This is a genomic window from Achromobacter sp. DH1f (assembly GCF_000633435.1).
GTDB classification, from domain to species: Bacteria; Pseudomonadota; Gammaproteobacteria; order Burkholderiales; family Burkholderiaceae_B; genus Achromobacter; species Achromobacter deleyi.
Window position 1 is genome coordinate 94,072 of record NZ_AYMF01000024.1, and the last position, 21,641, is coordinate 115,712.

At 66.7% G+C, this 21,641-nt stretch carries 20 protein-coding genes; 3 read left to right on the top strand and 17 right to left on the bottom strand.

Features of this window, described 5'->3' with window-relative positions; translation table 11 throughout:
• Positions 1 to 75: 75 nt before the first annotated feature.
• The 11 genes from flgL to flgB form a co-directional block, all read right to left on the bottom strand.
• Complete coding sequence (gene flgL / locus U858_RS0119725) at positions 76 to 1,335, bottom strand: flagellar hook-associated protein FlgL (protein WP_025138886.1); 1,260 nt, start codon at positions 1,333 to 1,335, stop codon at positions 76 to 78.
• Between the two features lie 47 nt (positions 1,336 to 1,382).
• Positions 1,383 to 3,059 carry a flagellar hook-associated protein FlgK gene (gene flgK, locus U858_RS0119730; protein ID WP_025138887.1) on the bottom strand — a complete coding sequence of 559 codons (1,677 nt, stop codon included), beginning with the start codon at positions 3,057 to 3,059 and terminating at the stop codon, positions 1,383 to 1,385.
• Positions 3,060 to 3,132: 73 nt separating this feature from the next.
• The gene (gene flgJ / locus U858_RS0119735) at positions 3,133 to 4,116 is read right to left on the bottom strand and encodes a flagellar assembly peptidoglycan hydrolase FlgJ (RefSeq protein WP_025138888.1); all 984 of its coding nucleotides are present in this window, start codon (positions 4,114 to 4,116) and stop codon (positions 3,133 to 3,135) included.
• Positions 4,117 to 4,121: 5 nt separating this feature from the next.
• Entirely contained in the window at positions 4,122 to 5,258 is a 1,137-nt protein-coding gene (locus U858_RS0119740) for a flagellar basal body P-ring protein FlgI (RefSeq protein ID WP_025138889.1), read from the bottom strand.
• A 2-nt stretch (positions 5,259 to 5,260) separates the two neighbouring features.
• Entirely contained in the window at positions 5,261 to 5,950 is a 690-nt protein-coding gene (locus U858_RS0119745) for a flagellar basal body L-ring protein FlgH (RefSeq protein ID WP_025138890.1), read from the bottom strand.
• A complete protein-coding gene (flgG, locus tag U858_RS0119750) occupies positions 5,950 to 6,735 on the bottom strand; it encodes a flagellar basal-body rod protein FlgG (protein WP_006394443.1) in 786 nt (261 codons plus the stop codon). Before flgG ends, U858_RS0119745 begins: the two co-directional genes overlap by 1 nt.
• A gap of 54 nt (positions 6,736 to 6,789) precedes the next feature.
• Complete coding sequence (locus U858_RS0119755) at positions 6,790 to 7,551, bottom strand: flagellar basal body rod protein FlgF (protein WP_025138891.1); 762 nt, start codon at positions 7,549 to 7,551, stop codon at positions 6,790 to 6,792.
• A gap of 38 nt (positions 7,552 to 7,589) precedes the next feature.
• Positions 7,590 to 9,077 (bottom strand): flagellar hook-basal body complex protein, encoded by a 1,488-nt coding sequence (locus tag U858_RS0119760; protein ID WP_025138892.1) that lies wholly within the window; start codon positions 9,075 to 9,077, stop codon positions 7,590 to 7,592.
• 70 nt (positions 9,078 to 9,147) lie between these two features.
• Positions 9,148 to 9,846: a flagellar hook capping FlgD N-terminal domain-containing protein gene (locus U858_RS0119765; protein ID WP_025138893.1), complete on the bottom strand. Its 699-nt coding sequence runs from the start codon at positions 9,844 to 9,846 to the stop codon at positions 9,148 to 9,150.
• A gap of 57 nt (positions 9,847 to 9,903) precedes the next feature.
• Positions 9,904 to 10,323, bottom strand: a complete 420-nt coding sequence (gene flgC / locus U858_RS0119770; protein WP_025138894.1) for a flagellar basal body rod protein FlgC — start codon at positions 10,321 to 10,323, stop codon at positions 9,904 to 9,906.
• A gap of 22 nt (positions 10,324 to 10,345) precedes the next feature.
• Entirely contained in the window at positions 10,346 to 10,753 is a 408-nt protein-coding gene (gene flgB, locus U858_RS0119775; protein ID WP_025138895.1) for a flagellar basal body rod protein FlgB, read from the bottom strand.
• 168 nt (positions 10,754 to 10,921) lie between these two features.
• On the opposite strand from flgB, the gene flgA reads away from it, so the two are divergent.
• The 3 genes from flgA (at position 10,922) to U858_RS0119790 (ending at position 12,598) form a co-directional block, all read left to right on the top strand.
• Complete coding sequence (gene flgA, locus U858_RS0119780) at positions 10,922 to 11,632, top strand: flagellar basal body P-ring formation chaperone FlgA (protein WP_025138896.1); 711 nt, start codon at positions 10,922 to 10,924, stop codon at positions 11,630 to 11,632.
• 127 nt (positions 11,633 to 11,759) lie between these two features.
• The gene (gene flgM, locus U858_RS0119785) at positions 11,760 to 12,053 is read left to right on the top strand and encodes a flagellar biosynthesis anti-sigma factor FlgM (RefSeq protein ID WP_006385251.1); all 294 of its coding nucleotides are present in this window, start codon (positions 11,760 to 11,762) and stop codon (positions 12,051 to 12,053) included.
• Between the two features lie 68 nt (positions 12,054 to 12,121).
• A complete protein-coding gene (locus tag U858_RS0119790) occupies positions 12,122 to 12,598 on the top strand; it encodes a flagella synthesis protein FlgN (protein ID WP_025138897.1) in 477 nt (158 codons plus the stop codon).
• Positions 12,599 to 12,647: 49 nt separating this feature from the next.
• Here U858_RS0119790 and flhF read toward each other — a convergent pair whose 3' ends face one another.
• The 6 genes from flhF to cheY form a co-directional block, all read right to left on the bottom strand.
• Positions 12,648 to 15,452 carry a flagellar biosynthesis protein FlhF gene (gene flhF, locus U858_RS0119795; RefSeq protein ID WP_025138898.1) on the bottom strand — a complete coding sequence of 935 codons (2,805 nt, stop codon included), beginning with the start codon at positions 15,450 to 15,452 and terminating at the stop codon, positions 12,648 to 12,650.
• Positions 15,449 to 17,569, bottom strand: coding sequence for a flagellar biosynthesis protein FlhA (gene flhA / locus U858_RS0119800; protein WP_025138899.1), 2,121 nt, complete (start codon positions 17,567 to 17,569; stop codon positions 15,449 to 15,451). The genes flhF and flhA overlap by 4 nt, the downstream gene beginning before the upstream one ends.
• A gap of 3 nt (positions 17,570 to 17,572) precedes the next feature.
• Positions 17,573 to 18,727, bottom strand: a complete 1,155-nt coding sequence (gene flhB / locus U858_RS0119805; protein ID WP_025138900.1) for a flagellar biosynthesis protein FlhB — start codon at positions 18,725 to 18,727, stop codon at positions 17,573 to 17,575.
• A 117-nt stretch (positions 18,728 to 18,844) separates the two neighbouring features.
• Positions 18,845 to 20,392, bottom strand: coding sequence for a methyl-accepting chemotaxis protein (locus U858_RS0119810; RefSeq protein ID WP_232786567.1), 1,548 nt, complete (start codon positions 20,390 to 20,392; stop codon positions 18,845 to 18,847).
• 208 nt (positions 20,393 to 20,600) lie between these two features.
• Positions 20,601 to 21,233 carry a protein phosphatase CheZ gene (cheZ, locus tag U858_RS0119815; protein WP_025138902.1) on the bottom strand — a complete coding sequence of 211 codons (633 nt, stop codon included), beginning with the start codon at positions 21,231 to 21,233 and terminating at the stop codon, positions 20,601 to 20,603.
• A gap of 9 nt (positions 21,234 to 21,242) precedes the next feature.
• On the bottom strand, positions 21,243 to 21,632 hold the full coding sequence (cheY, locus tag U858_RS0119820; protein WP_025138903.1) for a chemotaxis response regulator CheY: 390 nt from the start codon (positions 21,630 to 21,632) through the stop codon (positions 21,243 to 21,245).
• Positions 21,633 to 21,641: the final 9 nt, after the last annotated feature.

A 21,641-nucleotide genomic window follows, 5' to 3' on the forward strand; every position in this document is an offset into this window, starting at 1 on the left:
CCGGCTCTGCACCGGAAGCGTCCGCAAGGGCGCAACTTGCCGCGCCTTCCGGGCGCGGCCTATGGACTCACCGCATTACTTGCGGCTGAACAGGCTGGAGCCCTGGATGGTCATGAACGCAGCCGATGCCGCCTGCAGCGCCACCTGGCGCAAGGCCAGCTGGCTGGCGCCCGAGTAGTAATCCAGGTCTTCCAGGTCCGACAAGGACTTGGAATACGACAGGCCCTTCTGGACACCCGTGCCGTCCAGCGCTTCCAGTTCGTTCATGCGGGCGCCGACCGAGGCGGCGACCGTCTGCACGTTGTCGTAGGTGTTGGACAGCTTCTTGTTGGCCGTGGCCAGTTCATTGGTCAACTTGGCCAGAGCCACTTCGTCGCCAGCAATCGGCGAATCCAGCGTCTTGATCAGGCTGTCCAGCGTGTTGAACATGTCGACGTTGGCGGACTGCATGCTCTGGACGTCGATCACGTCGCCGTTCTGCGGCGTGCCCTTGACCGTTACCGCCACGCCGCCGAAATCGATGGCCGAATCCGGCTTGTAGGGGGTCGGCACGGCCGGCGGCGCCGGGTTGATGACGGGCGGAACCGGCGGATTGGCGTTGGGCGAAGTCGTGATGACGCGATAGCCCATGTTGCCCGTGGCGGGGTCCGATTCAAATTGCAGGCTGAAATTCTTGCCGATGTTGGGGCTGCCCGGCGTCACCGACACCGTGCTGAACTGCGCGGTGCCCTTGTTGGCCGACGCGGCGGTGCTGACGTAGGCCTGCGAGCCCGGGTTGGCGCGGTTGAAGATGTCGCTGCCGATGTCGCTGGTGGACATCTGGCGCGACTGGTCGACCTGCACGGTGCGCTCGCCGGTGGCGCCGCTGTAGACGATCTTGCCGTTGGCGTCCTGGGCGTACGGAATCACGCCGCCCTGATAGCCGGAGAACAGGTATTGGCCGTTGCCGTCGGTGCTGTTGGCCAGGCCCAGCAGCGCATCGCGGGCGCTCTTGAGGGCCGTGGACAAGGCCTGGCGGTCGCTGTCGGCGAAGGTACCGTTACCGGCCTGCACGACGCGGGTACGCACGTCGGCCAGCGCCGTCGTGATCGAATCCAGGATGTTGTTTTCCTGGCCCAGATTGGTCTTGGCCGTACCGCGGTTCAGCGAGTACGTCGAGTTCATGCTCTGCGTCTGTGCGACGTTGATCGCCAGCGACGCCGACAGCGGGTCGTCGGCGGGCGTCAGGAACTTCTTGCCGCTGCCCACCTGTTCAACCAGGCGGTTCATGTCGGATTCCTGAGAAAGAACGCCCTTCAGGCCGTTCGAATACATCATGGAGGTGCTCAGGCGCATGGGGAAGCTCCGAATTTATCTTTATTGGTCACGAGTCAACGGTCCGATCAGCCGCGCAAACCCAGCAGCGTGTCGAACAACGTGCTTGCTACGTCGATGATGCGAGCGCTTGCCTGGTATTGCTCCTGGTAGAGCGACAGGCTTACGTATTCTTCGTTCAGGTTCACGCCCGACACGGCTTGCTGCGCTTCCAGCTTCTGCGTGATGAGGTTGGCCTGGGCGGTGGCGGCCGATTTGATCTGCTGCGTCTGCACGCCGACGGTGTTGACCACCTGCGAGAACATTTCGTTGATGCTCATCGTGCCGTGGCCCAGCACCTTGGCCGTCTGCAGCTGCGCCAGCTTCAAGGCATTCTTGCCGTTGGCGTCGCCGCCGGTGGCATCGGCCGCGGCGATCTTGTTCGGATCGGTAATCAGCACGTTGATGTCGCGGGCAGCGTCGCGGGTAGGCGACAGCGACCACTTGTCGCCCGCCTGGGGCGGCGCGTCGATCGTCAGCGTGACGCCCATTTCGGCGTCCAGGTTCAGGGTCGCGGTCGGCGGAGTGCCGTTGGCCGGGCCGTTGTACACCTGGGTGCCTTCCGGCAGGCGCGTCACCATGTAGTTGGTGCCGTCGAACGTGATGTCGTAGTCTTTGGCGTTGATGTTGTTCACGTTGGTGAACGTGCCGCTGATCTGCGCACCGCTCTTGTTGTTGGCGTTCGGCACACCCTGGGGCTTGCCGACGCTGAAGAAATCGGTACCGGGGTTGCCGGCGGTGTCCAGGCCCTGCTTGTGCTGGTCGTTGAACGACAGCGCCAGGCCGACGGCCATCTGGCCCAGCTGCGCCTGCATCACGTCCAGCGAGGTGGCGCGGAACTGCAACAGGCCGCCCAGCTTGCCGCCGGTGACCTCGGAGTCGTTCAATTCCACCGACACGGTCTTGCCGCCCGAGCCGGCCGGCAGTGTGTAGGCGATGACGGTGCGGCTCACGTCCTTGGACGAGGACACGGCTTGCAGCGGGTAGATGGTCTGGCCCGACAGCAGCGCCTGGCCGCCCGAGGCCAGCGAGATATTGATCTTGTCGCCCTGCTCGTACGTGGTCACGCCGATCAGCTGGTTCAGCTCCGACACGGCCTGGTCGCGCTGATCCATCAAGTCGTTGGGCGGATTGCCGCCAGCTTTGGCGCGGGCGGTCGAAATCTGGGTGTTCAGGTCGTCGATGCGGGTCAGGTAGCTGTTGACCTGGTCCACCGTCGTGGAGATCTGCGTGTTCAGGCCCAGGCGCTGGTTCTGCATTTCCTGGTAGGCCGAACGGATCTGGGTGGCCATGCTGTTGGCCTTGCCCAGCAAATCCTGACGCGCGGCGGGATCCGCCGGCTTGCTGGCCACGGTATTCATGCTGGTGAAGAAATTGGACAGGCCGGGAGCAATACCCACCGTGCGGTCGGCAAACAGGTTGTTCACCTGCGACACCTGGTCGAACTGGGCCTGCAACTGGGCGCCGCTGCCCTGCGCGCCGACCAGCTGCTTGTACAGGAAGCTGTCGTAGCTGCGCACGACGGTGTCGACCTGCACGCCGCGGCCGATGTAGCCGTTGCTGGTGGCCTGGGCACCAGCCGACGAAATCATGACGCGCTGACGGTTGTAACCGACCGTGGTGGCATTGTTGATATTGTGGCTGGTGGTGGCCAGGCCTGCCTGGGACGCGTTCAGCCCGCCCAATGCCAATTTATACAGATTCATGCTGACAATGCCCCGTATGTAACCGCAACTGATATGTCTGGATACCTGCTTAACGGCAGCAGATGGTCCAAATTTAGAGTCCTTCCAACATCTGGCGAGAAATATCCACCTTGGCGGCGGCCCCTCGCAGCTGGCCCATGACACCGATCAATTTCTGCGCGTACTGCGGGTCGGTGGCGTAGCCGGCGGCCTGGATGCGGCGCGCGGCCTCGACTTCGTTGCGCGCCTGGGTCACGCTTTCGTAGCGCGGGCTGTTGCCGATCAGGCGGGCGTAATCCGCAAACGATTCTTCGTACGAGGCGTAGGCGCGGAAGGGTTGCGTCACCTTTTTTGCGACACCGTCTTCGTATTCGGTGGTCAGCACGTTGACGACCTTGCCCTTCCAGCTGGCGCCCGCCTTGATGCCGAACAGGTTGTAGCTGGTGCTGCCGTCCGGATGCTTGATCTCGCGCTGGCCCCAACCCGATTCCAGGGCCGCCTGGCCCATGATGAGGCGGGCCGGCACACCGCTTTGCTGCGAGGCCAGGTTGGCCGCGCGCGACATCTTCGAGACGAAATTGATGACGTGTTCGGGCGCGCCTTCGGCCGCGGCCAGGGCCCGGTCGCTGGCGCGGTTGTTGCGCATCACGTCCATCAACGCCGACACCTCGCGCGAGCTGCCGGTACGGAAGTCGAAATCGGCGCCCTGCCCCAGGTTCTTGACCGCGTCGGCCGACAGGTCGCCCGGCTTGCCCTGCTGCATCTGCGCCAGGATCGACTTGGACAGGCCGATGCCCGGGGTGGCCAGGTGCAGCGCCAACTGCTCGTCGGCCATCGATTGCAGCATCTGCGTCTGCTGCGAGTCGAACAGGCCCTCTTTGGGCGTGGCTTCGCGCATGCGTTTGAGCATCATCTGCAGGAACAGGGCCTCGAACTGCTTGGCGACCTGCTTTTGCTGGTCGGTGCCGGGGCCGTCGGGGTCCTTCGTCACATCGCGCTTCAGGTCCGACAGGCGCCCCATGTCGAACACGGAGTCCTGGCGGCTGCCCACCCGCGCGGCGTCGTTGGTATAGGCCATGGCGGTCAGATGATCTCGAGCTCGGCGCGCAGCGCGCCGGCACTCTTCATGGCCTGCAGGATCGCCAGCAGGTCCTGCGGCGTGGCGCCCAGGGCGTTCAGGCCCTTGACCACGTCAGCCAGGTTGGCGCTGGTGGTGACGCGCTGCAAGGAACCATTGTCCTGGCGCACTTCGATCTGGGTGTTCGGCACCACCACCGTCTGCCCTTCGGTGAAGGGCGTGTCCGGCTGCGACACCTGGTTCTGGCGATTGATGATGACCGACAGGTTGCCGTGGGCCACGGCGGCCTCTTCGATCATCACCGTGCGGTTCATCACGACCGAGCCGGTGCGGGCATTGATGATGACCTTGGCCACCGTCGGCGCGCGCGTCACCTGCAGGTCTTCGATCTGCGACAGGAAGCGCGCCTGCGAGGCCTGCTCCATCGGGCTGCGTACCTGCACCACCCGGCCGTCCAGCGCCGTGGCCGTGCCCTGGCCGAACTTGCGGTTCAGCGCCGCCACCACGTTCTGGGCGGTACCGAAGTCGGTGTTGTTCATTTCCAGGTAGATGTAGCCGTCGCGGGCGAAGGTGGTCGGCACGCCGCGCTCGACGATGGCGCCCGCGCTGATGCGCCCGCCATTCAACTGGTTGATCTGCACGCTGGAGCCGCCCGCAGACGCGCCCGCGCCGCCGACCAGGATGTTGCCCTGGGCGATGGCGTAGACCTGGCTGTCGGCCCCCTTGAGCGGGGTCATCAGCAAGGTGCCGCCGCGCAGGCTCTTGGCGTTACCCATGGACGACACCACCACGTCCAGCGTCTGGCCGGGCCGGGCAAAGGCCGGCAAGGTGGTCGTGACCATCACGGCCGCCACGTTCTTCAATTGCATGTTGCTGCCGGCGGGCACGGTGATGCCCAGCTGCGACAGCATGTTGGTCAGGCTCTGCTGCGTGAACGGCGTCTGGCGCACCTGGTCGCCGCTGCCGTCCAACCCCACCACCAGGCCGTAGCCGATCAGCTGGTTGCCGCGCACGCCCTGGATCGACGCCAGGTCCTTGAGCCGTTCGGCGTGCGCCGCCGACGCACCGGCCAACAGGCCGGCCGCCACGCACACGCGGGCCAGCAGGGACAGCAAGGCGGAAATCGGAGTGGGTTGTTTCATGGTCAGAACGGCGAAGCGATCAGGAAGAAGCGTTGCAGCCAGCCCATGGTCTGGACTTCGTCCATGACGCCCTTGCTGCGGTATTCGATGCGGGCATCAGCCACCTGGGTGGACGATACGGTGTTCGTTCCGGTGATCGAGCGCGGATCGACCACTCCGGCGAAGCGCACGTATTCGCTGCCCCGGTTGATGGCGATCTGCTTTTCGCCGGCCACTTGCAGGTTGCCGTTGGACATCACGCCCACCACGGTGGTGGTGATGGTGCCGGTGAACGCGTTGTTGGCCGTGCTGTCGCCCTTGCCCTGGGCCACGTTGCCGCCCTTGGCATCCAGGTTCAGGTTGGCGTTGGCCCAACTGTCCATGAAGGACGGCGCGGCGGCGATGCCCAGGCTGGCATTGCCGCTGCGATTGGTGTTGGTCGCCACGTTCTTGGAGGCGTTCGTCTTCTCGTTGAGCACGATGGTGACGATGTCGCCGACGTTGCGCGGCCGGCGGTCCTCGAACAGCGGATAGTTGCCGTAGGTCGTGGGCTGGTAGATCGAGCCCGTGGGCTGCGCCATGGGCATCGGCGGCGGCGGCGGTGCCGCCGTCGTCGGCCCGGTCACGATGGGTTCGGGCGGAATCATGGCGCAACCGGCCACCAGCAAAGCCAGGGCCGCACTCGAAACCAGGCGCAGGACAGACATGGGCATCACAGTTGGGTCAGGCGGGCCAGCATTTCGTCCGAGGTCTTGACGGCCTTGCTGTTCATTTCGTAGGCGCGCTGGGTCGTGATCATGTTGACCAGTTCTTCAGCGACGTTCACGTTGGACGTTTCCACGTAGTTCTGCATGAACGTGCCGGCGCCATCGACGCCGGGCTGCAGCAGGTTGGCCGGACCCGACGCGTCGGTTTCCAGGTACAGGTTCTCGCCCACGCTTTGCAGGCCGGTGGGGTTGATGAAGGTGGCGACCTGCAACTGGCCGATCTGCACGTTCACGCCGGCCGCGCCGGGCTGCGTCACCGAGACGATGCCGTCCTTGCCGATGGAGATGGACAAGGCGTTGTCGGGCACGTTCATGGGCGGCTGGATCACGTAGCCGCTGACCGTGGTCAGCTGGCCGTTCTGGTCGCGCTGCAGCGCGCCGTCGCGGGTGTAGGCCTGGGTGCCGTCAGGCAGTTCGACCTGCAGGAAGCCGCGGCCATTGATCGCCACGTCCAGTTCGCCGCCGGTGTTGTTCAGGCCGCCGGTGGTGTGGATGCGCTCGGTCGCGGCCACGCGCGCGCCGGTACCCAGCTGCAGGCCCGAAGGCAGCTGCGTGGCGTCGCCCACCTGGGCGCCCGGCTGGCGCAGGGTCTGGTACATCAGGTCCTGGAACACGGCGCGGCCGCGCTTGAAGCCGTTGGTCGAGACGTTGGCCAGGTTGTTGGAAATGACGTCCATCGAGGTCTGTTGACCTTCCAGGCCCGTCTTGGCAATCCACAGTGAACGCATCATGATGAAGTACTCCTGCTACGGCGGCCGGGCCGCCCGCGAAAATTGGTATTGGGATCAGCTGACCGACAGGATGCCGTTGGCGCGCTCGGCGTTGCGATCCGCCTGCTGCACCACCTGCATCTGCTGCTCGAAGCGACGGGCGTTTTCGATCATGCCCACCATCGCTGCCATGGGGTTGGTGTTGCTGCCTTCCAGCACGCCGGACAACACCCGCAGGCTGGGGTCGGCAGGGGCCGGCGGCGCCGGCTGGCCATTGACCGGCGCCAGGCGGAACACGCCGTCGTCGCCATGCACCAGTTGCGCTTCCGGCGGGTTGACCAGCTTGATGCGCCCCAGGTTCAGGATGTTGTTGGGCGCGTCGCCCGCACCGATGGCGGTGATGGTGCCGTCAGACGTAATCGTCAGCGAGGCCTGGTCGGGCACGTCGATGATGCCGTTCTGGTCGGACATCACCGGCTGGCCCAGCGAGGTCTGCAACAGGCCGTTCACGCCCACCTGCAGGCTGCCAGCGCGGGTATAGGCCTCGCCCTGCGGGGTCTGCACGGCGATCCAGCCGTTCGAGCTGGCCAGCGCCACGTCCAGGTCGCGGCCCGTGGTCTGCATGTTGCCCATTTCGAAGTTGTTGCGGGGCGTGGACGCCACCGTCGAGACACGCGTCGGCAGGCTCACGCCGTCATTCACCGGAACCGACCGGTACAGCGCGATCTGCTCGCGAAAGCCCGGCGTGTTCACGTTGGCCATGTTGTTGGAGAGCGCGGCCTGGTGCTCCGTGATCCGCGCTGCGCCATTCATGGCGGTGTAGATGATTCGATCCATTGCCTATTCCGTCGGTGTCGTCGCTTGCCCGTCAGCCATTACTTCAGGTTCATCAGGACTTGCATGATTTCGTCCTGGGTCTTGATGGTCTGCGAGTTGGCCTGGTAGGTGCGCTGGGCGATGATCATGTTCACCAGCTCCTTGCTCATGTCCACGTTCGAGGCTTCGGTCGCCTGGCCCACCACCTTGGACAAGCCGTTGCTGCCCGGCTGGCCCAGGATCGGCTGGCCCGAGGTCGACGTTTCCTTCCAGGCGTTGTTGCCCACCGGCTGCAGGCCTTGCAGGTTGGCGAAGTCGGCCAGCACGATGGTGCCCACCACGGACGTTTCGCCGTTGGTGTAGTCGGCCACCAGGCTGCCGTCGGCGCCGATGTTGATGCCGCGGAATTCACCCGAGGTGTAGCCGTCCGGCACGGACTTGAGCGCGTAGGCGCTGCCGTACTGGGTGGTGCCGGTGTAGTTCACGGCGATCGCCAGCGGATCGGCGGGCGTGGTGCCGCCGCCCGGGGTCGCGAACGACAGGTTGATGGTCGGGGCGCTGGTCATCACGCCGGCTTTGTTGAACGTGAACTTGGCCGGGTTGCCCCAGGTGGCGCCGACCTGCGTGGTCGGTGCCATGGCCTGGCCGTCCATCGTGTAGTAGACGTCGTAGGTGCTGTTGCCCGCGGCATCGGCCGCGCGCTTGACGAAGTACTGCATCACCTGGTGCGAGTTGCCCAGCGAGTCATAGACCGTCATGGGCGAGGCGTTGGTGTAGCTGCTGGTGACCTTGGGGTCGAACGGCTTGCCGACTTCGGTCACGGCGGCCGTGTAGTTCTTGTAGCCGGGCACCTGGGCCAGGTCGCCCGTGGTGACGGCGCCGGCGGCATCGATGGTGACCAGGTTGGGCGCGGCGCCATAGGTGCCGGCCGGGGGCTGGTTCACCCACACGATGTTGCCCACGGGGTCGCGGGTGAAGTCGTATTGCGTGGCCGGCGACGGCGGCGTGGTGCCGGTCATCGTCACCGAGCCGTTCACGGCCGGCGAGGTCACGGTGTTGGTTTCGTAGATGACCTTGGCGTTGGCATCCAGGTTGGCCACGGTGGTCGCGGTGGTGGTCGCCTTGGGCGCCACGTTGGCGGTGGGCAGCTGCAGCTCGACCGGGTTCGCGCCGATGGCGCCAGCGGGGTAGCCGGTCAGGCGGTAGCCCTGGGCATTGACGATGAAGTTGTTCTTGTCGACCAGGAACTCGCCGTTGCGGGTGTACATCACGGCGCCGCTCTGGTCGGTGACGCGGAACATGCCCTTGGCGCCGTCGATGGCGATGTCGTATTCGCCGCCGCCGCCGTTCACGGTGCCCACGGTGAAGCGCTGGGTGATCGCCGACACCTTGGTGCCCAGGCCCACGCGCGAGCTGGCGTACACGTCGGCGAACGACGCGGTCGACGACTTGAAGCCGACGGTGCCCGAGTTGGCGATGTTGTTGCCGATGACGTCCAGGTTCTGCGCAGCGGCGTTCAAGCCGCTCAATCCTTGTCCGAAGCCCATGTTTTCTCTCGCTAATCTCTAATGTGGAAACCGCCGCCGTGGCGCCGGCTGATAATCAAACCGGCCCGCGTCAGGCGCCGATCACCTTGCGCACATCCAGCATGCTGGTCTGGCCGTCCAGGCCCAGGTCCAGACGCAAGCCGTTGGTGGAGTACGCCACGCTCTTGACCTGGCCGTACTTCAGCACTTCAGCGGAAACCTTCTTGCCGTCGGCATCCGACGCCGACACCGACACGGTGTACGCGCCCGCGTCCAGCGCCAGGCCGGCGTCGTTCTTGCCGTCCCAATCCAGCGTGTACACGCCGGCGCCCTTCTGGCCCAGTTCCATGGTGCGCACGACGGCGCCGTTGGAATCCGAAATCCGCACCTGCACCTTGTTCGCATCGCCTTGCAGGTCGATGCCGTAAGGCGTGACCACGCGCTCGGACGGGTGCTCGGCATCCACACCCAGCTTGACGGTCGAGCCCGGAATCAGCACGCCCTTGCCGATCATGGCCACCGCATTCATCGACTGCGACACGTCGATCTGGCCGCTGATGGCCAGCATGGTGTTCTTCAGGTTGTTGATGCCTTCCACCGTGGAAATCTGCGCCAATTGCGACGTCAGCTCGGCGTTCTGCATCGGGTTCAGGGGATCCTGGTTCTTCAGCTGCGTCACCAGCAGCTTCAGGAACTGGTCCTGCAGCCCTTGCGCGGTGGACGAGCCGTTGGCGCCCGATTGCGCCAGGCCCAGGCCGGTCTTGCTCGTGGATTGGTCGACGGTGGTCATGAATTCACTTTGTCTGGATTATTCCGCGCGGGCGGCGCGGCGCGCGGAATGTGGGAATCAGGACTGACCGATGGTCAGCGTCTTCTGCATCAGGCTCTTGGCGGTGTTCAGCACCTCGACGTTGGCCTGGTACGAGCGCGACGCGGCGATCATGTTGACCGTTTCGGCCACGGGATCGACGTTGGGCATGCTGACGTAGCCCTGGGCATCGGCCAGCGGATGCTTGGGGTCATAGACCTGCTTCAGGGGCGACTGGTCCTGGACCACGCCGGCCACGCGCACGCCGCCGATCTCCTGGCCCAGGGCCTGGCCGGCCGACGGGTTGACCTGGAACACCACCTGGCGGGCGCGGTACGGCTGGCCGTCGGGGCCCACCACGCTGTCGGCGTTGGCCATGTTGCTGGCCGCCACGTTCATGCGCTGCGATTGCGCGCTAAGCGCCGAACCGGCGATATCGAAAATGCTCAACAAGGACATTGCCTGCGGCTCCCTATGAAAATCAATCCTGGATGGCGGCCATCATGGTCCGGATACGGCCGGACAGCATCTGCATGGTGCTTTGGTAGTGCAAGGTGTTGTCGGCGAACTGGACGCGTTCGATGTCCATGTCCACCGTGTTGCCGTCCAGGCTGGGCTGGTACGGCAGGCGGTACAGCAGGTCCGTCGGACCCTGCGACACGGCCTTGGCGGGAATATGGCGCGCCGACGTCAGCGTGAGCGAGGTGTCCGGCAGGCGCTTGGACCCTTCCATCGCGTTCTGCATCGCGGCCTTGAAGTCGAAGTCACGCGCCTTGTAGTTGGGCGTGTCGGCGTTGGCGATGTTCGAGGACAGCACTTCCTGGCGCTGTGCGCGCAGTCCCAGGGACTGCTGGTAGAAGCGGAAATCTTCGTTAAGCCTGTCTAGCATCGGATCGCCTTCAATACGGATGAAACCCGGGACAGCGGACGCACCGTTATCCCATTGGATGACGGCATCATAGGGGCCGCGGGCAGAACACAATCAGCCAAATAACCCGTCATTTCTCATCCAATTCACGTATTGCCAAGCGGCGCGGGCTTCTACAATTCAGTCATCATGAAATTCCCCGCAAGCATCCGCGCGCGTGCCGCCTGCCTGGCCGCCCTGCTCCTGGCCCCCACCGCGGCGGCCCAGGCGCAAGAGGCCGTCCAGGCGCCCGAGGCGATCGTCATCGCCGCGCAGGCCTATCTGCTGGAACAGCTGGCGGGCCTGTCCGGCCAGCCGTCGGTGGCCATCGACCCGCCGCGGGTCGAGCGGCTGGCGCCCTGCGATGCCTTGTCCCCATTTATGCCGGCGGGCATGAAGCCCCGGTCGCGCATGACCGTGGGCGTGCGCTGCAATGCGCCCAAGCCCTGGACCACCTACGTGCAGGCCACGGTCAGCGTGCCCGGTTACTACTACGTGGCCTCGCGCATGATCGCGGCCGGCCAGGCCCTGACGCCGGCCGACCTGTCGCCGCGCGACGGCGACCTGGTCGCCCTGCCCCCGGGCGTCATCACCAACCCGGATACCGTGGTGGGCATGACGGCGGCCTATCGCATCAATGCCGGCCAGCCGGTCAAGGGCGCCGCTCTGCGCAACGCCCAGTCGGTCACGCGTGGCTCGAATGTGCGCATCAACGCCCGCGGCAACGGCTTCGTGGTCAGCAGCGAGGGCCAGGCGCTGGACAACGCGGCGCCTGGCGCCACGGTGCAGGTGCGCACCGCCAGCGGACAGGTCGTGACGGGCGTCGTGCGCAACGCCGGGCTGGTCGAAATACAACTTTAGGCTATGTTACATATCGCGCAGCGGCAGAGTCCGGTCTACCCTAAAGTTCTTTCCGGCCCTGTCGTTACAGAGACATAAGTAGGCGGAACCGTCGCACATCGACCCAGGACGCCCTGCGGAGAAAACCTTGAAAATCAATTCGACCACCAACCGGCCCATCTCGGCCGACGCTGTCAGCCCCCGCGCCGAGTCCTCGGTCGCCCAGGCCTACGGCGCCGGCGGCGGCAGCGGCGCCAGCAGCTCGCAAGTCGCGCTGAGCTCGGCTTCGCGCAAAATGCTCGCCCTGCAGGACGGCTCGAACGACATCAATGTCGAACGCGTCGCCGCCATCCGCGCGGCCATCGCCTCGGGCCAGCTCAAGATCGATACCAGCCGCATCGCTGACGGCCTGATCGCCAGCGCCCGTGACCTGTTGAAGTAGGCCTGCCCCGCGCAGGCCCGTTTGCCCCAGTCCGATTCTCCTTACGACCCGCAGCCACCCGCATGACCATGAACCCTGTCGATTCCCTGCAAGCCTGCCTCAAGCAGGAAGATGCCCTGATCACCGAGTTCTCCGCCATCCTGGAAGAAGAAACCAAGGTGCTGGTCGGCCCGGGCAACGTCGACGCGCTGCATGACGTCACCGAACGCAAGGGCAACGTGGCCCAGCAATTGGTCGACCTGAGCCACGCTCGCGACGGCCTGCTGGCCGAACTTGGCCTGCCCGCCGGACACGCCGGCACCGAACAGGCTGCCGTACTGCACCCGCAACTGTCGGGCGTGTGGCAGGCGCTGCTGAGCAAATCCGCGTCGGCCAACGAGATCAACATGCGCAATGGCGCGCTGATCGACGTGCACATGCGCTACAACCAGCAATCGCTGGACGCCCTGCGCAACCTGGGCGGCATGGGCGTCACGTCCACCTACGACGCGCAAGGCCGCGGCGCCCGCAGCGCCCCGGGCCGCAAGCCCATCGTCGCCGGCTGACCGCCAGCCCGCCCAAAGCAAACAGCCCGCATCCGCGGGCTGTTTTGTTTTACCCCTCAGCCATTTCCAGCAGGGCGAACATTTTCAGCAACGCGACTGGCAACAGACGTCCCGACAGCTTGCGGTCGGCGCTGACCACGCCCGACAGCGTCGAGCGCGCGGAATCGGCGGCCGGCGCGTGTGCCAACTGCCAGCAGGCAGCGCCCAGTTGGCCGGCCATCAGCGACTGCCGCGCCAGGGTGTGCGCGCCGTCCACGGCAGGCAGCGCCTGCCAGGCGTTGGCCATGTAGCGGAAACCGGCGCGGGCTTCTTCCTGCAACACCAGCCAGCGCGCCACAGTGGCGGCGTCTGCCTGGCTGGCCGTCAGGTTGGTCAGGCCGAAAAGCTGGCCGGCGACCTCGCCGCTGGCGGTATCGATCAGGCGGGCGCAGACCAGCCGCAGGCGCGTGTCATCGCCCCGGCCCGGCAGGCCGATTTCGGTGCCCGAGGCCCACAAGGCCAAAGGCGCCGGCCGCGAACCCGGCACGGCGCGCAGGCCGGGCATGTCGCCCGGTTGGCCCACCGGCAGGTAGCCGACGCTCTTGCCGACCGCATTCAGGTTGGTCGGGCATTCATCCTGGATCACGCGCAGGCCGCCCGGATTGCGCGCCACCCACGACACGCCCTGCTCGCTCAGGCTCTGCCACAAGGCGGACGTGCCGGCTTCCAGCATGTGCACCACGGGCAGGCGATCGAGCTGGCCGCCCAGCCAACGAATGCGGGCTTCAAGCGCCAGCGCCGTGTCCGGCTGGGCCGCGCTGGCGGGATCGAACGACGACAGCATGCCGTGCGGCAACACCAATTGCTGCGCCGGCGCGGCCATCGCGGCGCCGCGATCGCTCATCAGGACCGAACTGAGCAGCGTACCGCCCGGCAGGCCCTCACCCTTCATGCTGGTCTTGCCGTGCATGGCCAGCAGATGGCGGCCGCAGGCGCTGGAGAATTCGCGCCGCACCATCGCCAGGGGCGATTCGCCCAGCGCGGTCAGGCTGGAACCCGCGCCGTCGCTGACATATTCGCGCCACGACGCGCGCGCCTGCACGCAGGCCGCGTCGCTGTCGAGCCAGCCGATGGCGTCGTCCAGGTTCTGCGCGGCGTCAATGGCGGCCGCGCCGCCCTGCGGACGCAGGATGGCGGACGCCAGCAGCTGGCGCCGCCGCGCCGGATCCACGGCCGTGCTGTCGCGCGAGGCGGCGGACCACAGCGAGGCCAGGTCCGCTTCGCTGGGCGTATATAGGGCGCGGGCGCGCTCGACCATCGCAAAGGCGCGGTCGATCAGGGCATCGGCGCGGGCCAGTTCCAGATGCTCGGGCACCTTCTGGCCAATCGACGAATAGTGGATCGGCAACCGGTGGCGAATCGCCGTGTCCAGCGCCGCGCCCAGGCGCGAGGCTTCATCCAGCTTGGTGATGATGCAGCCGGCCACGTCTTCGCCCACGCCATTGCGGTAGGCATGCGCCACTTCGTCCAGCGTGTCGCCCTGGCTGGCGGCGTTCAGCACCAGCAGCCGGCGCACCGGCTTGCCGGCGTTGCACAGCATGGCGGCCTGCTCGGCCACATGGCGGTCGCGCTGGCTGATGCCGGTGGTGTCGATCAGCACGATCTTGCGGTTGCCCAGTTCGGCCAGGATGCGGCGCAGTTCGCCCGCATCGCGCACCGAGTGCGCCGGCACGCCCATCAGGCGGCCGTAGATCTGCAACTGTTCCAGCGCGCCGATCCGGAAATTGTCGGTGGTCAGCATGGCCACCTGCTCGCGGCCTTCACGGGCGACGCAGCGCGCCGCCAGCTTGGCCAGGGTGGTCGTCTTGCCCACGCCGGTCGGGCCGACCAGCGCGTACACGCCGCCGCCCAGGAATTCGTCTTCCGATCCCAGCACCGGCAGGTGGGTCACCAGTTCATTGCGGGCCAATGCCAGCGCGGCCTCGGCAGACAGGCCTTCCGGCATACGCTCGACCAGCGCGCGCACGAGCTTGGTGCTGAAGCCCGCGTCCAGCAGGCTGCGGAACAAGGCCGCGCCGGCCGGCTCGCGGCCAGGGCCTTGGCGGCCGCCCCACAGCAGGCCGTCCATGCGGCTTTCCAGCGCGCCGCGCAAGGCGCTGATCGCGTCCTGCAGGCCGGCCGCGGCATCGCCCGGCAAGGCCGCGGCCGGCATCACCGGTCCGTTGCGCAGAGGCGCGTCGGGCATGCGGGACATGGACGATTGGGGCGCTGTCGGTGGCGACACGGGCGGCTGGGGCGCCTGCGGCATGCGGGCCATCGGCGGCTGTGCCGCGGCCGGCTGCTCGCGCGAGAGCGGCGGCAAGGCCGGCATTTCCATGCGCACCGGCGCGACGGGCGCGGCCACGGCGGCGGCAGGCGGTGCCGCGGCGACGGGCGGCGCCGCCGGTGCGACCGATTCCTGCGGTTCATCCTGTTCCGGCAATGCCGACGAGGCGTAGGCAGACTGATACGCGGCGATGGAGCGCGCCGGCGCAGCATAGCCGGGCTGCGGCACGGCGGCCGGTGCGGCATAGGCAGGCTGAGGCGGAATATAGGCCGGCTGCGGCGCGGCGGCAGGCGCAGCGTAGGCAGGCTGAGGGGCGCCATAGCCAGGCTGCGGCGCGGCGTAGGCCGGCGCAGGCGCGGTTTCCTGCGGCGCCGGCTGACGCGGCGATTCCTGCGGTACGTCGTCAAACGCGCCTTCCACCGTGGCCAGCACCTCGATGCCGCCATCGACGCTGCGGTTCGACACGATCAGCGCGTCCGGCCCCAGCACCTGGCGCACCTGGCGCATGACGTCGCGGCTATTCGCCCCAAAGAAGCGGCTTATCTTCATTGACCATTACCCCCGCCGATCAGCGCGGTCACGCGGACCATGCGCTCATCCGGAATTTCCGTATTCGACAACACACCCAACTGCGGCAAATGGTGGCGCAGGAAGCGCGACAGCGGCGCGCGCAGCACCGGCGATACCAGCAGCACCGGCGCATTGCCCTGCGATTCCTGGCGTTCGACCGCCGCCTGCGTCTCGCGCAGCAGCGTGTCGGCCAGGCCAGGCTCCAGCCCGCCGCTGGTGGTCAGCGCCTGCGACAGCACGCGCTCTAGCTTGACGTCCAGCCCGATGACGCGCAGTTCGCCTTCGCCCGGGAACCATTGCTGGGTGATGGCGCGGCCCAGCGCGCGGCGCGTCAGCGCGATCAGTTCGTTGATGTCCGGCTGCCCGCCCGCCCCGGCCGCCAGCGCCGCCAGGCGCGGACCGTGTTCGGACAGGGTATCGATGATCGTGCGCATGTCGCGGATCGGCACTTCCTCGGCCAGCAAGCCCTGCAGCACCTTCTGCAGCGCGGTCAGCGACAGGGTCTTGGGCACCAGGTCCTCGACCAGCTTGGGCGCGTCGCGGCCGATGCGGTCCAGCAGCTGCTGCACTTCCTGGCGGCCCAGCAGGTTCGAGCCGTGGCGGTGCATCAGGTGGTTCAAGTGGGTCGCCACCACGGTGCCGGCGTCCACCACCGTGTAGCCGACCACCTGGGCCTGGTCGCGCAGGCTGCCGTCGATCCACAGCGCCGGCAGGCCGAAGGCCGGATCGGTGGTGGGCGTGCCCTTGATCTGCATGGTGACGCCACCCGGGTCGATGGCCAGCCACTGGCCCGGCATGGCCACGCCGTGGCCGATCTCGACGCCGGACAAGAGGATGCGATAGTCGTTCGGCTTGAGCTCGAGGTTGTCGCGGATGTGCACCACCGGCGGCAGGAAGCCCACGTCCTGGGCGAACTTCTTGCGCAGGCTGCGGATGCGGTGCAGCAGCTCGCCGTTCTGGGCATGATCCACCAGCGGAATCAACCGGTAGCCCACTTCCAGGCCCAGCTGGTCCACCATCGACACGTCGTCCCAGCTCGCTTCGGCCGCCGCAGCCTGCGCTTGCGTCACGGCTTGCTGCGGCACGTCTCGGGCAGCCACCTCGGCCGCCTTGCGCCGCTTGTGCAGCGCCCAGCCGCCCCAGGCCAGGCCGCCGGCCAGGGTCAGGAAGGCGACGTGCGGCATGTTGGGAATCAGGCCCATGATGCCGATGATGCCGGCCGTCAGGAACAGCACGGCGGGGTTCGAGAACAGCTGGCTGATGATCTGCTGGCCGATGTCCTGGTCGGTCGACACGCGCGACACGACCACACCCGCCGCGGTCGAGATCACCAGCGCCGGGATCTGGGCCACCAGGCCGTCACCGATGGTCAGCAGCGTGTAGACGCGGGCCGAATCGCTCATCGACATGTCGTGCTGGGCCACGCCCACGATCAGGCCGCCGATGATGTTGATGGCCATGATCAGCAGGCCGGCGATGGCGTCGCCGCGCACGAACTTGCTGGCGCCGTCCATCGAGCCGAAGAAGTCGGATTCCTGCGAGACCTCGGCGCGGCGGCGACGGGCCTCGTCCTCGCCGATCAGGCCGGCGTTCAGGTCGGCGTCGATGGCCATCTGTTTGCCGGGCATGGCGTCCAGGGTGAAGCGCGCGCCGACTTCGGCGATACGGCCCGCACCCTTGGTGATGACGATGAAGTTGATGATCGTCAGGATGATGAAGACGATGATACCGACGGCGAAGTTGCCGCCCACCAGGAAGTGGCCGAAGGCCTCGATCACCTTGCCCGCGGCATCCGGCCCGGTGTGGCCATGCAGCAGCACCACCCGGGTCGAGGCGACGTTCAGCGACAGGCGCAGCAGCGTGGCGAACAGCAGCACGGCCGGAAAGGCGGCAAAGTCCAGCGGCTTGCGCGTGAACATGGCCACCAGCAGGATCATCACCGACAAGGCGATGTTGAAGGTGAACAGCAAGTCCAGGAGGAAGGTGGGCAGCGGCAGCACCATCATGCCCAGCACCATCACAATCAGGACGGGGCCGGCCAGAAGGCGCGCGTGCGTGCCTCCGCTGCTTTTCAACATGGTGAGCAAAGCGCTCATTCCTTACACTCCTTGTGCTGCGGTTTTGGCCTGCGGGTCCAGGTCGGCCGGCACGGGCAGAGACGACGGCGCCGTCGGTTCGACCCCCCATCCCGAACGCCATGAGCGCAACTGGAAGACCCACGCCAGCACTTCCGCGACCGCGGTATATAGCTCGGCCGGGATTTCTTTGCCCAGCTCGACGTGTTGATACAGGGCGCGCGCCAGCGGCGGCGCCTCCAAAGTGGGAATACGGTGTTCGGCGGCCAGTTCGCGGATCTTGGCCGCGATCAGCCCGGTGCCCTTGGCCAGCACCTTGGGCGCGCCGTTCTTGTCTTCTTCGTACTTCAGCGCCACCGCGTAGTGGGTCGGGTTGGTCACGACCACGTCGGCGTTGGGCACTTCGGACATCATCCGGCGGCGCGCGGCCTGGCGCTGCTGCTGGCGGATGCGCGCCTTGGTGTGGGGGTCGCCCTCGCTTTCCTTGTGTTCCTGGCGCACGTCTTCCTTGGACATGCGCAGCTTTTTCAGGTGGCTCCAGATCTGCCACGGCACATCCAGCATCACGATCACCATCAGCGAGGCCACAATGAAGGCGCAGCACATCGCCACCAGGCTCAGGGCCTTGGTCAGCGCCGCCGTCGGCGCCACGTGCATCAGGCCCAGCATGTCATCGTGGTAGCGCCAGATGATCCAGACGGCCACCCCACCCACCAGCAGGGCCTTGGCCAGCGCCTTGACCAGTTCCACCACCGTCTGCGCCGAAAACATGCGTTTCAGGCCGGCGAACAGGCTCAGTTTCGAGAAATTCGGCGACAGCGGCTTGCCCGAGATCACGATGCCGCCCAAGAGCACGCTGGACAGCACGGCAATCACCGCCAGCAGGCCGAAGATCGGCAGGATCACCATCAGGGCATGGCCAAAGCCGTTGACGGCCACTTCGACCATCACGCCCGGGTCGGTCACCACCCGCTGATCGAATGCCAGCCCGCCGCGCAGCACCCCGCTCAGTCCCTGATAAAGCGAGCCGCCGCCCATCCAGATGGCCGCGACACCGGCGGCCAGCATCATGAACGTGCCCAATTCCCGGGAACGCGCAATCTGCCCCTCCTCGCGCGCCTTTTCCAGGCGCCTGGGAGAGGCGGCTTCGGATTTCTCGAGGTCGCTTTCTTCGGCCATGCTCTGCGGTGTCGTTGCGGCTCGCGGATTGACGGATTACGAGCTGCCCGCCGAGATTCTAGGTGGCATGGCCGTTTGGCGATAAGCCAAGAAACGGGGGGAAAGCGGCGCTATTCCTCAGCCCGCCGCCGCCAGCGGGTGCCGGCCGGGTTCACCGGCCGCCAGGGCGGCCTGGAAGCGCATGTAATCCAGCCCGATCCGGACCGCGCCCCAGTGCTCGCCATCCAGGTACAGGGGCACCGAAATGTCGTTGACGATCTCCCCGGTATCCCGGGAATAGGTCTGAAACAGCAGGGTTTCGGTGTTGGCCGCCAGGCGGGCCCCCACCGGGTCGTTGAAGATGCGCTTGTGGCGCGAGCGCAGGATGTCCTGGGCCGGATCGCCGCTGGGCGGGTGGGAATAGCGGCTGTTATGGGCCGGGGCGTAACCGCGCTGATCCACCAGCAAGGTGTAACTGCCGCCGGGCACCGCTTCCAGCACGCTGTCCAGCAGGCGCGTCAGGGCCTCGTCGATGCCCCGGTCGTAGGCCGTGTGATAGCGCGGCGGCTCGCTGCCCGCGATCCGCTGGTAATGGCGGTCGAACACGTCCAGCCCGCGTCCCTGGGCATGTTCGAGCAGCCGGATGGCCGCCAGCCGGAAGGCGTCCAGCGTCTCGGACAGCCGGTCGAACGCCGTATTGCCCGTGCGCATGTCCGACAGCACTTCCTGCACGCTCTCGGTCTGGCGCCGGATGCGGTCGATCTCGCCGGACATGCTGGCCACCCGCTCGCGCACGTCGGCGCTCAGCGCCGCGATCCGGCTGACGTCCTGGCTCATGCCGTGGTTGGTGGCGTCGACCTCGCCGATGGCCTGCACCACCTCGCCCACCTGGCGGTTCATGCTGTCGAAATCGCGCACGAAATGCTGGAAATCCTGGCGGGTCTTGTCCAGCACGGCGCCCGAGGCATCCACGTCTTCGCGCAACAGGCCGGTCTGGCGCTGGGTCGAATCCACCAGTTCCAGCATTTCGCCGGTATGGCGGCCGATGTCGCTGGTGGCCGCATTGACCCGCTCGGCCAGCCGGCCGACTTCGCTGGCCACCACCGCGAAACCACGGCCGGCGTCGCCCGCCCTGGCCGCCTCGACCCCGGCGTTCAACGCCAGCAGCTGGGTCTGCAAGGCAATGTCCTTGATGAGCTTGCTGATGTCGCCCACCGAGCGCGCCCGGCCGGTCAGCTGTTCCACCACGGTCGTGAACGTGGCCATCTCGCGGGTCATGCGGTCGACCCGTTCCTTGACCTCGGACAGTTCCGCCAGCGCCTGCTCGGCGGCCCGCAGGTTCTGGCCCGACACCTGTGCGATCTCGCGCGCATGGGTCGAGGTGGACGCGGACAGGGCCGCGATCTGCGCGCCGCTGGCGGCCAGGGCCTCGGCCGCGCGCGCCTGTTCCTGCGCCAGCACGGCGCAACGCCCCGCCTGGAACTGGGTGCGGGCGGTGTTCAGGGCGATTTCGATGCTGGATTGCCGCACGGTCACGACGCGGCTGCGGATGCCGGACAGAAAGCGGTAAAGCGGCCAGGCGGCCGGACTGACGGATAGCGGGCGATCGGACAGCGCGGCGCGGCCGCGATTGAGCCGGCGCAGTAAACCCCAGATGCCTCCGAATGCGAATACGGATCTGGCCACGATGCACCTCCTTGTGCGGCCCGGATCGCCTTCTATGGGCATCCGTTGCCTGGGCGCGGCGGACGCGCCCTGTCTCCTGCTGCTGGCCCCGATTCTTATGGTTGTGCAGTCTACCCAAGCATGCGGCTTCGTACTCTTAGGGAATACGACCATGCCCGGTCAAGCAAAGCGGCGGACGGGACAAGCCCCGGCCGCCGCCGAGTCCGGGTCAGAAACCCAGGCTGGCCAGCAGGTCGTCGACCTGATCCTGGCTGGTGACCACGTCGGTCTTGCCTTGCGGGCTGACCTGCGGGCCGTTGAGCAGGCTGTTGGCCTCGTCGCGGCGTTCTTGCGGCACGTTGTCCAGCAGCACCTGCAGCAGTTCGCGTTCGATCGCGCCGACCACGTCCATCATGCGCATGATGACCTGGCCGGTCAGGTCCTGGAAGTCCTGCGCCATGATGATTTCCATCAGCTTGGACTGGGTCTGCTGCGTCTGCTTGGGCACGTCCTGCAGGAAGGCGCGCGTGTCCTTGACCAGTTCGCGGGCCTCGGGCAATTCCAGCGGCTGGTCATACCATTGCTGCCAGCGGCCATCGAGCGCCTGGGCCGAGCGCGACATGCCGTCCTGGATCGGGCCGGCGGCTTCGGTCGCGTTCAGCACGCGGTTGGCGGCCTGCTCGGTCATCTGCGCCACGTAGCGCAGGCGGTCGCGGGCGTCGGGAATGGCGTTGGCCGCGTCCTTGATGGCCTGGTCCAGGCCCAGCTCGCGCATGCTGTCGCGCAGCATGCGGGTCAGCGAGGCGATGCGGTGGATCAGGTCCGGGGACTCGGCCGGGTCAACGTTCTGCGTCGTGCTCATTCACGCACCTCAGCCGGCAATTTTCTCGAAGATCTTGACCAGCTTCTCTTCCAGCGTCGCCGCGGTGAAAGGCTTGACCACGTAGCCGTTGGCGCCGGCCTGGGCCGCCGCAACGATGTTTTCCTTCTTGGCCTCGGCCGTCACCATCAGCACCGGCAGCGACGCCAGGGCGGCATCGGCGCGGATCTGCTTGAGCATTTCCAGGCCATCCAGGTTGGGCATGTTCCAGTCGGACACGACGAACTGGAAGCCGCCGTTACGCAGCTTTTCCAGGCCGATGGCGCCGTCCTCGGCCTCATCCACGTTCTCGAAACCCAGCTCTTTGAGCAGGTTGCGGATGATCCGCCGCATGGTGGGGAAGTCATCCACCACCAGAATCTTGATGCCCTTGTCTACCATCTTCTACTC